Origin of the sequence: Streptomyces sp. NBC_00190 (genome assembly GCF_036203305.1) — a bacterium.
GTDB lineage: Bacteria > Actinomycetota > Actinomycetes > Streptomycetales > Streptomycetaceae > Streptomyces.
This window is the reverse complement of record NZ_CP108131.1, coordinates 4,629,636-4,642,770: the sequence shown is the minus strand read 5'-3', so window position 1 is coordinate 4,642,770 and position 13,135 is coordinate 4,629,636. Positions and strand designations below refer to the sequence as shown.

Sequence of the window (13,135 nt, the reverse complement as noted above, 5' to 3'; positions counted from 1 at the left end):
TCAACCCTCCTCTCGGTCACTGTCAGTATTCGCTCCGCCACTGACAATCAGCTCTCGCTCTCCGCGGGGCTGTCGGCGCGGTACGGGTGCCAGGTGCTGGCCCGGCTTGGGCGGGACGGGGAATCCGCCCGCCAGCGGGTCGAAGGGCTCGGCCGCAGCGGCCTTGCCGGCCTCCTCGGCGGAGGCCTTCTCGCGCTTGTCGCGGAAGATGTCCGCGACGAAGGAGAGGAGCAGCACCGCCACGACGGCGCCGCCGACGTACAGGACGATCTCGCTGAAGTCGTACGCCTCGTTGCGCAGCGCCCGGACGGTGGCGACCATCATCAGCCAGACCACGGAGACCGGGATCAGGACCTTCCAGCCGAGCTTCATCAGCTGGTCGTAGCGCACGCGGGGCAGCGTGCCGCGCAGCCAGATGAAGAAGAACAGCAGCAGCTGGACCTTGAGGACGAACCAGAGCATCGGCCACCAGCCGTGGTTCGCGCCCTCCCAGAAGTGGCTGATCGGGTACGGGGCACGCCAGCCGCCCAGGAAGAGGGTGACCGAGACCGCCGAGACGGTGACCATGTTGACGTACTCGGCGAGCATGAACAGCGCGAACTTGATGGACGAGTACTCGGTGTTGAAGCCGCCGACCAGGTCGCCCTCGGACTCCGGCATGTCGAAGGGGGCGCGGTTCGTCTCGCCGACCATCGTGACGACGTAGATGATGAAGGACACCGGCAGCAGGACGATGTACCAGCGGTCCGCCTGGGCTTCCACGATCGCCGAGGTCGACATCGACCCGGAGTAGAGGAAGACCGAGGCGAAGGCGACGCCCATCGCGATCTCGTAGGAGATCATCTGCGCGCAGGAGCGCAGGCCGCCGAGGAGCGGGTACGTCGAGCCGGAGGACCAGCCCGCCAGCACGATGCCGTAGATGCCGACCGAGGCCACCGCGAGGATGTAGAGCATCGCGATGGGCAGGTCGGTCAGCTGCATCGTGGTGCGCTGGCCGAAGATGGAGACCTCGTCGCCGGGCGGGCCGAAGGGGATCACCGCGATGGCCATGAAGGCCGGGATCGCCGCGATGATCGGGGCCAGGACGTAGATGACCTTGTCGGCCCGCTTGACGATGATGTCTTCCTTGAGCATCAGCTTGACGCCGTCGGCGAGCGACTGGAGCAGGCCCCAGGGCCCGTGCCGGTTGGGGCCGATGCGCAGCTGCATCCAGGCGACGACCTTGCGCTCCCACACGATGGAGAAGAGCACGGTCACCATCAGGAAGGCGAAGCAGAACACCGCCTTGACGACGACCAGCCACCAGACGTCCTTGCCGAACAGGGACAGGTCCTCGGCGGCAAGTTGTACGAGATCACCGTGTACCGCGTTCACGCGCCCACCTCCGCAGTGGTGTCGCCCGCTCCGGCCGGGGTCGCCGGGCCGATGCGTACGAGGGTGCCCGGGCGGGCACCGGTGTCGGCGAGGACGCCCGAGCCGGTGGAGTTCAGCGGGAGCCAGACCACCCGGTCGGGCATCTCGGTGATCCGGAGCGGGAGTTCCACGGAGCCGGCCGGGCCGGTGACCGCGAGGACGTCCCCGTTCTTGACGCCCGTCTCGGCGGCCGTGGCCGCCGAGAGCCGGGCGTTCGCCTCGTGCCGGGTACCGGCCAGGGCGTCGTCGCCCTCCTGGAGCCTGCCCTGGTCGAGGAGGAGCCGGTGGCCCGCGAGGACCGCCTCGCCCGCTCCCGGGCGGGGCAGCGCCGCGGTGTCCGCGGACTGCTCGGCGGCGCGCTCCCCGGTCCACGGACCGAGGCCGTCGAGCTCCCGGCGCACGGCGTGTACGTCGGGCAGCGCGATCGGCCGGTCGGCCGCGTCGGCGAGCATGTGCAGCACGCGGGCGTCGGCGGGGGCGAGCCGGCGGGTCATCTGGTCGGGCTTGAGCGCGGCCTCGAACGGCCGGAGCCTGCCCTCCCAGTTGATGAAGGTGCCCGCCTTCTCGGCCACCGCGGCGACCGGGAGGACCACGTCGGCGTGGTCGGTGACCTCGCCGGGCCGCAGTTCCAGGGAGACCACGAAGGCCTCCTGGAGTGCGATCCGGGCGCGGGCCGGGTCCGGCAGGTCCGCGACCTCGACGCCTGCCACCAGCAGGGCGGACAGTTCGCGCCCGGCGGCGGCCTCGACGATCTGGCCGGTGTCGCGGCCGTAGCGGTGCGGGAGTTCGTCCAGGCCCCAGGCGGTGGCGACCTCGTCACGCGCCCGCGGGTCGGTGGCCGGACGGGCGCCGGGCAGCAGCGACGGCAGCGCCCCGGCCTCGACGGCCGCGCGCTCACCGGCCCGGCGCGGGATCCACACCAGGGCGGCCCCGGTCGCGGTGGCCGCCCGTACGGCGGCGGTCAGCGCGCCGGGCACCCCTGCGAGGCGCTCCCCGACGACGATGACGGCGCCCTGCTCGCGCAGCGCGTCGGCGGCCTCCGCGCCGCCGGCCTCCAGGCCGGTACGGGAGGCGAGTGCGTCGAGCCACTCGGGCTCGGTGCCGGGAGCGGAGGCCAGCAGGGTGCCGCCCGCCTTCTCCAGGCCGCGGGTGGCGAAGGGCCCGAGGGCGAAGGTCCGCTGCTTGTGCTTGCGGTGGGCCTTGCGCAGCCGCAGGAAGACCCCCGGCGCCTCCTCCTCGGACTCGATGCCGACGAGCAGCACCGCGGGCGCCGCCTCCAGCGAGGTGTACGTGACGCCCGTGCCGCCCCCGAGATCCTTGCCGGTGCCGGCCACGGTGGCGGCCAGGAAGTCGGCCTCCTCCGCGCTGTGCACGCGGGCCCGGAAGTCGATGTCGTTGGTGTCGAGCACCACCCGGGCGAACTTGGAGTACGCGTAGGCGTCCTCGACGGTGAGCCGGCCGCCGGTCAGCACTCCGGCCCGGCCGCGCGCCGCGGCCAGCCCGTTCGCCGCGGCCTCCAGCGCCTCGGGCCAGCTCGCCGGCTCCAGGACCCCGGCGGCATTGCGCACGAGCGGGGTGGTGAGCCGGTCCCGCTGCTGCGCGTACCGGAACCCGAAGCGGCCCTTGTCGCAGACCCATTCCTCGTTGACCTCGGGGTCCTCCGCGGCCAGCCGGCGCAGCACCTTGCCGCGGCGGTGGTCGGTCCGGGTCGCGCAGCCGCCCGCGCAGTGCTCGCACACGCTCGGGGAGGAGACGAGGTCGAAGGGGCGGGAGCGGAAGCGGTACGCGGCGGAGGTGAGCGCGCCGACGGGGCAGATCTGGATGGTGTTGCCGGAGAAGTACGACTCGAACGGGTCGCCCTCGCCGGTGCCGACCTGCTGGAGCGCGCCGCGCTCCAGGAGCTCGATCATCGGGTCGCCGGCGATCTCGTTGGAGAAGCGGGTGCAGCGCGCGCAGAGCACGCACCGCTCGCGGTCCAGCAGCACCTGCGTGGAGATCGGGACGGGCTTCTCGTAGGTGCGCTTCTTGCCCTCGAAACGCGATTCCGCGTTGCCGTGGGACATCGCCTGGTTCTGCAGGGGGCACTCGCCGCCCTTGTCGCAGACCGGGCAGTCCAGCGGGTGGTTGATGAGCAGCAGCTCCATCACCCCGCGCTGGGACTTGTCGGCGACCTCGGAGGTGAGCTGCGTCTTGACCACCATGCCGTCGGTGCAGGTGATCGTGCAGGAGGCCATCGGCTTGCGCTGGCCCTCGACCTCGACGATGCACTGGCGGCAGGCGCCGGCCGGGGAGAGGAGGGGGTGGTCGCAGAACCGGGGGATCTCGATGCCGAGCTGCTCGGCCGCCCGGATGACGAGGGTGCCCTTGGGGACCGACAGCTCGACGCCGTCGATGGTGAGGGACACTGCGTTCTCGGCGTCCTTCGGCCGCCCCGCGGCCCCTCCGCCACCGGCGGCAGCGTTACTGGCGACGGTCATGCGTTCACCTCCGTGTCAGCCCAGAGGGTCGACTTCTTGGGGTCGAAAGGGCAGCCCTTGCCCGTGATGTGCCGCTCGTACTCCTCGCGGAAGTACTTGAGCGAGGAGAAGATCGGGCTGGCCGCACCGTCGCCCAGCGCGCAGAAGGACTTGCCGTTGATGTTGTCGGCGATGTCGTTCAGCTTGTCGAGGTCGGACATGACGCCCTTGCCGGCCTCGATGTCGCGGAGCAGCTGGACCAGCCAGTACGTTCCTTCGCGGCACGGGGTGCACTTGCCGCAGGACTCGTGGGCGTAGAACTCGGTCCACCGGGTGACGGCCCGCACCACGCAGGTCGTCTCGTCGAAGCACTGGAGGGCCTTGGTGCCGAGCATCGAGCCGGCCGCGCCCACGCCCTCGTAGTCGAGCGGGACGTCCAGGTGCTCGTCCGTGAACATCGGGGTGGAGGAGCCGCCCGGAGTCCAGAACTTCAGCCGGTGTCCGGGCCGCATCCCGCCGCTCATGTCGAGCAACTGGCGCAGGGTGATCCCGAGCGGGGCCTCGTACTGGCCGGGGCCGGCCACGTGCCCGGAGAGCGAATACAGCGTGAAGCCGGGGGACTTCTCCGTCCCCATCGCCTTGAACCAGTCCTTGCCCTTGTTCAGGATCGCGGGAACCGAGGCGATGGACTCGACGTTGTTGACGACAGTGGGGCACGCGTAGAGCCCCTCGACGGCAGGGAAGGGAGGACGCAGCCGGGGCTGACCGCGCCGGCCTTCGAGGGAGTCGAGCAGAGCCGTCTCCTCGCCGCAGATGTACGCGCCCGCCCCCGCGTGCACCGTGATGTCGAGGTCGAGCCCGCTCCCGAGGATGTCCTTCCCGAGGTAACCGGCCTCGTACGCCTCGCGCACCGCCTCGTGCAGGCGCCGCAGGACCGGCACCACCTCGCCGCGCAGGTAGATGAAGGCGTGCTGCGACCGGATCGCGTAGCAGGCGATGATCATTCCCTCGATGAGGGAGTGCGGGTTGGCGAAGAGAAGGGGGATGTCCTTGCAGGTTCCCGGTTCCGACTCGTCCGCGTTCACGACGAGGTAGTGCGGCTTTCCGTCGCCCTGCGGGATGAACTGCCACTTCATTCCGGTGGGGAAGCCCGCGCCGCCGCGTCCGCGCAGACCCGAGTCCTTCACGTAGGCGATGAGGTCGTCCGGGGTCATCGCGAGGGCTTTGCGCAGCCCTTCGTAGCCCTCGTGGCGCCGGTACGTCTCCAGCGTCCACGACCGGGGCTCGTCCCAGAACGCCGACAGGACGGGTGCGAGGAGCTTGTCCGGGCTCGTCCCTCCGCCGGCGTGCGGCCGGGAAGCGCCCCCATTGCTCAGTTCAGACGACACGGTCATCACTCCCCTCCCTCGTTGGTGGTCTCGCCAGGGGCTTCGCCACGCGGGTGCACGATCGGGGTGTGGGTGGACTCCCCGCGGGCGATGCGCAGCCCGATCAGGGAGGCGGGGCCGGCGCCGCCGGTGGCCTCGACCGCGCCCTCGCGCTCGTCCGGGAAGCCGGCCAGGATCCGGGCCGTCTCCTTGTACGTGCACAGCGGCGCGCCCCGGGTCGGCGAGACCTCGCGGCCCGCCAGCAGGTCGTCGACCATGGCCTTGGCGGACTCGGGCGTCTGGTTGTCGAAGAACTCCCAGTTGACCATCACCACGGGCGCGAAGTCGCAGGCCGCGTTGCACTCGATGTGCTCCAGGGTGACCTTGCCGTCCGGGGTGGTCTCGTTGTTGCCGACCCCGAGGTGCTCCTTGAGCTCCTCGAAGATGGCGTCGCCGCCCATCACCGCGCACAGGGTGTTCGTGCAGACGCCGACCTGGTAGTCCCCGGAGGGCCTGCGCCGGTACATCGTGTAGAAGGTGGCCACCGCCGTGACCTCGGCCGTGGTCAGGCCCAGTACGTCGGCGCAGAAGCGGATGCCGGTGCGCGAGACGTGGCCCTCCTCCGACTGGCACAGGTGCAGCAGGGGCAGCAGCGCGGAGCGGCTGTCGGGGTAGCGGGCGATGACTTCCCGCGCGTCCGCTTCGAGCCGGGCGCGCACCTCGGCCGGGAAGTCGGGGGCGGGAAGCTGGGGCATCCCCAACTGGATGTCGGTCATCGGTCGACGCCTCCCATCACGGGGTCGATGGAGGCGACGGCGACGATGACGTCGGCGACCTGGCCGCCCTCGCACATCGCGGCCATGGCCTGCAGGTTGGTGAAGGACGGGTCGCGGAAGTGGACCCGGTACGGGCGGGTGCCTCCGTCAGAGACGACGTGCACGCCGAGCTCGCCCTTCGGCGACTCGACGGCGCTGTACGCCTGCCCGGCCGGTACCCGGAAGCCCTCGGTCACCAGCTTGAAGTGGTGGATGAGGGCTTCCATGGAGGTGCCCATGATGTTCTTGATGTGGTCGAGCGAGTTGCCGAGGCCGTCCGGGCCCATCGCCAGCTGCGCCGGCCAGGCGATCTTCTTGTCGGCGACCATGACCGGTCCCGCCGCCAGCCGGTCCAGGCACTGCTCGACGATCCGCAACGACTGGCGCATCTCCTCCAGGCGGATCAGGAACCGCCCGTAGGAGTCGCAGGTGTCGGTGGTCGGCACGTCGAACTCGTAGTTCTCGTAGCCGCAGTACGGCTCCGACTTGCGCAGGTCGTGGGGCAGGCCCGCGGAGCGCAGGATCGGGCCGGTGGCGCCGAGCGCCATGCAGCCGGTGAGGTCGAGGTAGCCGACGTCCTGCATGCGTGCCTTGAAGATGGGGTTGCCGGTGGCGAGCTTGTCGTACTCCGGCAGGTTCTTCTTCATGGTCTTCACGAACTCGCGCAGCTGGTCGACGGCGCCCGGGGGCAGGTCCTGCGCGAGGCCGCCGGGGCGGACGAACGCGTGGTTCATGCGCAGGCCGGTGATCAGCTCGAAGATGTCGAGGACCAGCTCGCGGTCGCGGAAGCCGTAGATCATGATCGTGGTCGCGCCCAGCTCCATGCCGCCGGTGGCGATGCACACCAGGTGGGAGGAGATCCGGTTGAGTTCCATCAGCAGGACGCGGATGACGGTGGCGCGGTCCGGGATCTGGTCGGTGATGCCGAGCAGCTTCTCGACGCCGAGGCAGTAGGCCGTCTCGTTGAAGAACGGCGTCAGGTAGTCCATGCGCGTGACGAAGGTGGTGCCCTGCGTCCAGTTCCGGAATTCGAGGTTCTTCTCGATGCCGGTGTGCAGGTAGCCGATGCCGCAGCGGGCCTCGGTGACCGTCTCGCCGTCGATCTCCAGGATCAGCCGGAGCACTCCGTGGGTGGACGGGTGCTGGGGACCCATGTTGACGACGATCCGCTCGTCGTCGGCCTTGGCCGCGGACTGGACGATCTCGTCCCAGTCGCCGCCGGTGACGGTGTACACGGTGCCCTCGGTCGTCTCGCGCGCGGAGGCGTGGTCGGCGGAGGCGTGGTTTTCCGCGTGGTTCGAGGTAGGGGACATCAGCTGTACGACCTCCGCTGGTCGGGAGCCGGGATCTGGGCGCCCTTGTACTCGACGGCGATGCCGCCGAGCGGGTAGTCCTTGCGCTGCGGGAAGCCCTGCCAGTCGTCCGGCATCATGATCCGGGTGAGGGCCGGGTGCCCGTCGAAGATCAGGCCGAAGAAGTCGTACGTCTCGCGCTCGTGCCAGTCGTTGGTCGGGTAGACGGAGACGAGCGAGGGGACGTGCGGGTCGCTGTCCGGTACCGACACCTCCAGGCGCAGGACGCGGCCGTGGGTGAGCGAGCGCAGGTGGTAGACGGCGTGCAGCTCGCGGCCCTTGTCCTGCGGGAAGTGCACGCCGGAGACGCCGGTGCAGAGTTCGAAGCGCAGGGCGGGGTCGTCGCGCAGGATGCCCGCGACCCGGACGAGGTGCTCGCGGGCGATGTGGAGGGTGAGCTCGCCCCGGTCGACCACCGTCCTCTCGATGGCGTTCTCGGGGACCAGGTCCTGCTCCTCCAGGGCGCCTTCGAGTTCGTCGGCCACCTCGTCGAAGTAGGAGCCGTACGGGCGGCTGGTCGCGCCGGGCAGGCGTACGGAGCGCACGAGGCCCCCGTAGCCGGAGGTGTCGCCGCCGTTCTGGGCGCCGAACATGCCGCGCTGGACGCGTACCTCCTCGCCGTGGTCTCCGCGCTGGCCGGGCAGGTTCTGGCGGCTGAGTTCCTTGTCGGGGTTGGGTTCGCGGGTCTCACTCACCGGAGCAGCCCCTTCATCTCGATGATGGGGAGGGCCTTGAGGGCCGCCTCCTCCGCCTCGCGGGCCGCTTCTTCCCTGTTGACGCCGAGCTTGGAGCCCTGGATCTTCTGGTGGAGCTTGAGGATCGCGTCCAGCAGCATCTCGGGGCGCGGCGGGCAGCCGGGCAGGTAGATGTCCACGGGGACGATGTGGTCGACGCCCTGGACAATCGCGTAGTTATTGAACATTCCGCCTGAAGATGCGCAAACCCCCATGGAGATGACCCATTTGGGAGCGGGCATCTGGTCGTACACCTGCCGCAGCACCGGCGCCATCTTCTGGCTGACCCTGCCCGCCACGATCATCAGATCGGCCTGGCGCGGCGAGCCGCGGAAGACCTCCATGCCGAAGCGGGCCAGGTCGTACCGGCCCGCTCCGGTGGTCATCATCTCGATGGCGCAGCACGCCAGGCCGAAGGTCGCGGGGAAGACGGATGACTTGCGCACCCACCCCGCGGCCTGTTCGACGGTGGTCAGCAGGAAGCCGCTCGGCAGCTTCTCTTCCAGTCCCATGGAAAATTCAGCCCCTCAGTCCCATTCCAGGCCGCCGCGGCGCCAGACGTAGGCGTAGGCGACGAAGACGGTGAGCACGAAGAGCAGCATCTCGACGAGCCCGAAGATCCCCAGGGAGTCGAAGGTGACGGCCCAGGGGTAGAGGAAGACAACCTCGATGTCGAAGACGATGAAGAGCATCGCCGTCAGGTAGTACTTGATGGGGAAGCGACCGCCGCCAACCGGCACCGGAGTCGGCTCGATGCCGCACTCGTATGCCTCAAGCTTTGCCCGGTTGTACCGTTTTGGGCCGATCAGCGTGGCCATGACCACGGAGAAGATCGCAAACCCTGCGCCGAGGGCGCCGAGCACGAGGATGGGTGCGTACGCATTCACGCTCCTCGCTCCTTCCAGTCGTCCTTGACCGTTGGACCGCTGCCGGCGCCGAGTGCCCCGCCTCGCTCGCATGTGAGGCAGTTCACAAGCCGGACTGGTGCGCATCTTATGCCTGCTCCTCTGTGATCTGCGACACGGGTTACAACAACGAGTTTGTGATCTCCACCACCTGGCGAACGATCATGAAGTCCGATGAGTGGTGATCTTCATACGCGAAGCATCCACATGATCACCAAAGGTGACATCTGACCCCGTTACCGCAGGTAGGAGGGGTCGTGCATTACCAAATGGTGGCCTTTGCAGGCAAATTGGTGACGGCAGCGCTGGAGTGATAAGGGGATCGGCGTCGCCCGGTCGGGGGAGCCCACGTGTACGGAGGTGGACGCGGGGCAGACGCGACCCCTGGGGAGCCGTCGGCCGCGTGCATCCGTTCACGAACCGGCCGGGGAGTTCACGGCGGGATCACGGACAGGCCACAGCGTCCGCACAACGTGACGCTCCTGTGACCTGCGCCACTCTGAATTGACGCTTCCGAAAGGGGGCTTGGCCATCTGTGCGGCGAGATGGTAGGTCAAGGATCAATTCGGACTTATTGTCGATAACCCATGATCACAGCCTTGTGAAGGCCTGTCCGTTTCGCCCGTTACGGCGTCAATAAGGAGTGCGGCGCGCCCGGTTAGCGCCTTTCGCGCACAACTGTGGCGCAGCCCACGTTTCTTGAAGGGAACCCGGACACCCTGATAGCGGTTGTTCTCATGTCCACCACCGCTCACATACCCAGCCACCGGAAGCCCCGCCGCAGCGCCTCGAAGCTCGCGGTCCGCGCCGGAGTTGCCGGTGGCGTCCTCAGCACCCTGGCCATGGCCGGCACCGCGAGCGCGTCCCCGTCCGCCGAGCCCGTGGCCGAGACGACGCTCGAAATGCCGGTCCTCAACCTGGACCTGGCCGCCGAGGTCTCCTCCGCCGTCACCACGGCCGCGGAGAACACCCGTGCCGCGGCCGTTGCGGGCGAACTGACCGCCCAGGAGGAGAGCGCCCGCACCGGCGCCGCCGCCGAGGCGAAGAAGGCCAAGGAAGACGCCCAGCAGAAGGCCGACGACGAGAAGAAGGCCCAGGAAGAGGCGGCTCGCAAGGCCGAGGCCGAGCGCGCGACCCGCGCCTCCGCCCGCACCACGCTGTCGACCAAGTCGTCCTCCAGCGCGACCCCCAGCGACGGCTCCGGCGCCTCCGTGGCCGCCCCGGCGACCGGCTCCGCCGCCGCCATCGTGAACTTCGCCCGCGCGCAGGTCGGCAAGGCGTACGTGTCGGGCGGTACCGGCCCGTCCTCGTTCGACTGCTCGGGCCTCGTCCAGGCCGCGTACCGTCAGGCCGGCATCTCCCTGCCGCGCGTGTCCCAGGCCCAGTCCTCCGCGGGCACCTCGGTCTCGCTGAGCGCCCTGCAGCCGGGCGACATCCTGTACTGGGGCTCCCGTGGCAGCGCGTACCACGTCGCCATCTACGTCGGCGGCGGCAAGTTCGTCGGCGCGCAGAACCCCAGCACGGGCATCGTCGAGCGCAACCTCAGCTACGACAAGCCGACGGGCGCCGTCCGCGTCCTCTGAGTTGAGCCGTATGGGCTGAACCGTCCAAAATGTACGAAGGGCCGGCACTCCCCCGCTCGGGGGTGGAGTGCTGGCCCTTCGGCGTTCCTCGGGCGAGGCCCGCCGGGCCGCTCCCGGGACTGCCGGCCGGGCTCCGTCCCGCCTGGCGGGCGGCCCGTGCCGAACCGGCCGAAGCCCTGCGAAGATGAAGTCGGCGGTGGTGCGTTCTCACCGTTCGACCTGGAGGTGGTCGTCCCGTGAACCTGAAGCCGTACGTCTACCACGGCGCCGGTGACCCGACCGCCGGCCCGGCCGCGCTCGGGCTCGGCCTCCTCGGCGTCGGCGGCTGGCTGCTGACCACCGCCCGCCCCTGGCACAAGCCGGGCAGTGCCCTCACCCTCGGGCTCGGCTGGAGCGCCTCGGGGGCGCTGCTGCTGTGCGGTCTGGTGCTGCTGGCCAAGTGCGTGCGTACCGTGCACGGCGGCGCGGACGCGGAAACGGAAGCGGGCCGCGGCGGGTAACCCCCGCCCGGCCCGCCCGTTGTGCCGGCCAGGGCCTGTCAGGCCTTCGGAGCCACCTTCGAGAGGCCGTTGATGATGCGGTCCATCGCGTCGCCGCCCGTCGGGTCGGTCAGGTTGGCCAGCATCTTCAGCGTGAACCTCATCAGCACCGGGTGGGTCAGGCCGCGCTGCGCCGCGATCTTCATGACCTTCGGGTTGCCGATCAGCTTCACGAAGGCACGGCCCAGCGTGTAGTAACCGCCGTAGGTCTCCTTGAGCACCTTCGGGTAGTTGTGCAGCGCCAGTTCGCGCTGGGCCGGGGTGGCCCGGGCGTGGGCCTGCACGATGACGTCGGCCGCGATCTGGCCCGACTCCATGGCGTAGGCGATGCCCTCGCCGTTGAACGGGTTGACGAGGCCGCCCGCGTCACCGACCAGCAGCAGGCCCTTGGTGTAGTGCGGCTGCCGGTTGAAGGCCATCGGCAGGGCCGCGCCGCGGATCGGGTGCGTCATGTTCTCGGGGGTGTAGCCCCAGTCCTCCGGCATGGACGCGCACCAGGCCTTGAGGACCTCGCGCCAGTCCAGCTCCTTGAAGGCCGAGGAGGAGTTGAGGATGCCGAGGCCGACGTTGGACGTGCCGTCGCCCATGCCGAAGATCCAGCCGTAGCCGGGCAGCAGCCGGTCCTGCGCACCGCGCCGGTCCCACAGCTCCAGCCACGACTCCAGGTAGTCGTCGTCGTGCCGGGGCGAGGTGAAGTACGTACGGACGGCGACGCCCATCGGGCGGTCCTCGCGCCGGTGCAGGCCCATGGCGAGGGACAGCCGGGAGGAGTTGCCGTCGGCGGCGACGACCAGCGGGGCGTGGAAGGTGACGGGCGTCTTCTCCTCGCCCATCTTCGCCTGCACGCCGGTGATGTGCCCGGTGCGCGGGTCGCGGACCGGCTCGCCGACGTTGCAGCGCTCGTACAGCCGGGCACCGGCCTTCTGCGCCTGGCGGGCCAGGATCTCGTCGAAGTCGTCGCGCTTGCGGACGAGTCCGTAGTCCGGGAAGGAGGCGAGTTCCGGCCAGTCCAGCTGGAGCCGCTGTCCGCCGCCGATGATGCGCAGGCCCTTGTTGCGGAGCCAGCCGGCCTCTTCGGAGATGTCGATGCCCATCGCCACGAGCTGCTTGGTGGCGCGAGGCGTCAGCCCGTCACCGCACACCTTCTCGCGCGGGAAAGCCGTCTTCTCCAGCAGCAGGACGTCCAGTCCGGCCTTGGCGAGGTAGTAGGCGGTGGTCGAGCCGGCGGGCCCGGCCCCGACGACGATCACGTCCGCGGAGTGTTCGGAGAGGGGCTCGGTCACTGCGGGGTCTCCCGAAGGCTCGATACTCGATAAAGGGTGCCGGGCGGCACCGGACATGTGCAGTCTATGCAGCGAGAGAGATCGCGAACCGAAGGGCTGCCCCCGATGACCACCTCGCCGACCCGGCCGCTCCCCGCCGTACAGCTCCGCGTGCCCACCGACGAGGACGCGCGCGCCTGGCACCGCGTCTTCGACGACCCCGAAGTCATGGAGTTCCTCGGCGGTCCCGCCGAGCTGTCGCTGTACGAGGAGCTCACCGCGCGCCAGCGCTTGCACGACGCACGGCTCGGCTACTGCCTGTGGACCCTGCTGGACGGGGAAGGCACGGTGATCGGCTTCACCGGGGCGCAGCCGTGGCCCGAGGAGAGGGTGTGGGGGCCGGTCGGCGAGATCGAGATCGGCTGGCGGCTGGGCCGCCGGTTCTGGGGGCAGGGGTACGCGTACGCCGCCGCGCTCGCCACGCTCGACCGGGTCCGGGAGGCCGGTCTCCCCCACGTCGTGGCGATGATCAACGACGAGAACGTCCGCTCGATAGCCGTGGCCGAACGGCTGGGCATGACCCTGGCGGACCGCTTCCTCCTCCCGAGCGGCACCCGCTACGGCCGCCGCTACGAGATCTCCCTCCAGGGCGAGTAGCCGACGGGCGCTGGACGACGCCGTGTTGAAGCGGGCCCGACGGGTTGGCCGG

Annotated in this window: 12 protein-coding genes; 3 read left to right on the top strand and 9 right to left on the bottom strand. The window is 70.0% G+C overall.

All coding sequences use genetic code 11. The annotated features are described in order from the left end of the window. The 8 genes from nuoH to OG429_RS22405 are packed head-to-tail and all read right to left on the bottom strand — an operon-like array spanning position 1 to position 9,024. Positions 1-1,374, bottom strand: a complete 1,374-nt coding sequence (gene nuoH / locus OG429_RS22440; protein ID WP_328927086.1) for an NADH-quinone oxidoreductase subunit NuoH — start codon at positions 1,372-1,374, stop codon at positions 1-3. After that, positions 1,371-3,890: an NADH-quinone oxidoreductase subunit G gene (locus tag OG429_RS22435; protein ID WP_328927085.1), complete on the bottom strand. Its 2,520-nt coding sequence runs from the start codon at positions 3,888-3,890 to the stop codon at positions 1,371-1,373. Before OG429_RS22435 ends, nuoH begins: the two co-directional genes overlap by 4 nt. Continuing rightward, entirely contained in the window at positions 3,887-5,263 is a 1,377-nt protein-coding gene (gene nuoF, locus OG429_RS22430; protein ID WP_328927084.1) for an NADH-quinone oxidoreductase subunit NuoF, read from the bottom strand. The genes OG429_RS22435 and nuoF overlap by 4 nt, the downstream gene beginning before the upstream one ends. Further along, the gene (nuoE, locus tag OG429_RS22425) at positions 5,263-6,012 is read right to left on the bottom strand and encodes an NADH-quinone oxidoreductase subunit NuoE (protein WP_328927083.1); all 750 of its coding nucleotides are present in this window, start codon (positions 6,010-6,012) and stop codon (positions 5,263-5,265) included. Before nuoE ends, nuoF begins: the two co-directional genes overlap by 1 nt. Further along, positions 6,009-7,364 carry an NADH-quinone oxidoreductase subunit D gene (locus OG429_RS22420; RefSeq protein ID WP_328927082.1) on the bottom strand — a complete coding sequence of 452 codons (1,356 nt, stop codon included), beginning with the start codon at positions 7,362-7,364 and terminating at the stop codon, positions 6,009-6,011. The genes nuoE and OG429_RS22420 overlap by 4 nt, the downstream gene beginning before the upstream one ends. Further along, on the bottom strand, positions 7,364-8,098 hold the full coding sequence (locus OG429_RS22415; RefSeq protein ID WP_328927081.1) for an NADH-quinone oxidoreductase subunit C: 735 nt from the start codon (positions 8,096-8,098) through the stop codon (positions 7,364-7,366). Before OG429_RS22415 ends, OG429_RS22420 begins: the two co-directional genes overlap by 1 nt. Further along, a complete protein-coding gene (locus OG429_RS22410; protein WP_328927080.1) occupies positions 8,095-8,649 on the bottom strand; it encodes a NuoB/complex I 20 kDa subunit family protein in 555 nt (184 codons plus the stop codon). The genes OG429_RS22415 and OG429_RS22410 overlap by 4 nt, the downstream gene beginning before the upstream one ends. Positions 8,650-8,664: 15 nt before the next feature. Further along, on the bottom strand, positions 8,665-9,024 hold the full coding sequence (locus tag OG429_RS22405) for an NADH-quinone oxidoreductase subunit A (RefSeq protein ID WP_328927079.1): 360 nt from the start codon (positions 9,022-9,024) through the stop codon (positions 8,665-8,667). A gap of 755 nt (positions 9,025-9,779) precedes the next feature. Here OG429_RS22405 and OG429_RS22400 point away from each other — a divergent pair. Both OG429_RS22400 and OG429_RS22395 read left to right on the top strand, forming a co-directional pair. After that, positions 9,780-10,625, top strand: coding sequence for a C40 family peptidase (locus OG429_RS22400; protein WP_328927078.1), 846 nt, complete (start codon positions 9,780-9,782; stop codon positions 10,623-10,625). Positions 10,626-10,861: 236 nt separating this feature from the next. After that, the gene (locus tag OG429_RS22395) at positions 10,862-11,125 is read left to right on the top strand and encodes a hypothetical protein (RefSeq protein ID WP_328927077.1); all 264 of its coding nucleotides are present in this window, start codon (positions 10,862-10,864) and stop codon (positions 11,123-11,125) included. Positions 11,126-11,163: 38 nt separating this feature from the next. On the opposite strand, the gene OG429_RS22390 is transcribed toward OG429_RS22395, so the two are convergent. After that, positions 11,164-12,447: a geranylgeranyl reductase family protein gene (locus tag OG429_RS22390; RefSeq protein WP_328927076.1), complete on the bottom strand. Its 1,284-nt coding sequence runs from the start codon at positions 12,445-12,447 to the stop codon at positions 11,164-11,166. Positions 12,448-12,552: 105 nt separating this feature from the next. On the opposite strand from OG429_RS22390, the gene OG429_RS22385 reads away from it, so the two are divergent. After that, positions 12,553-13,083, top strand: coding sequence for a GNAT family N-acetyltransferase (locus OG429_RS22385; RefSeq protein ID WP_328927075.1), 531 nt, complete (start codon positions 12,553-12,555; stop codon positions 13,081-13,083). Positions 13,084-13,135: the final 52 nt, after the last annotated feature.

What these genes read in the sequence shown, in the direction of transcription:
- nuoE (WP_328927083.1), bottom strand. Translation starts at nt 6,012, where the DNA reads ATGACCGACATCCAGTTGGGGATGCCCCAGCTTCCCGCCCCCGACTTC.
- OG429_RS22385 (WP_328927075.1), top strand. Translation starts at nt 12,553, where the DNA reads ATGACCACCTCGCCGACCCGGCCGCTCCCCGCCGTACAGCTCCGCGTG.
- OG429_RS22400 (WP_328927078.1), top strand. Translation starts at nt 9,780, where the DNA reads ATGTCCACCACCGCTCACATACCCAGCCACCGGAAGCCCCGCCGCAGC.
- OG429_RS22410 (WP_328927080.1), bottom strand. Translation starts at nt 8,649, where the DNA reads ATGGGACTGGAAGAGAAGCTGCCGAGCGGCTTCCTGCTGACCACCGTC.
- OG429_RS22420 (WP_328927082.1), bottom strand. Translation starts at nt 7,364, where the DNA reads ATGTCCCCTACCTCGAACCACGCGGAAAACCACGCCTCCGCCGACCAC.
- nuoF (WP_328927084.1), bottom strand. Translation starts at nt 5,263, where the DNA reads ATGACCGTGTCGTCTGAACTGAGCAATGGGGGCGCTTCCCGGCCGCAC.
- OG429_RS22435 (WP_328927085.1), bottom strand. Translation starts at nt 3,890, where the DNA reads ATGACCGTCGCCAGTAACGCTGCCGCCGGTGGCGGAGGGGCCGCGGGG.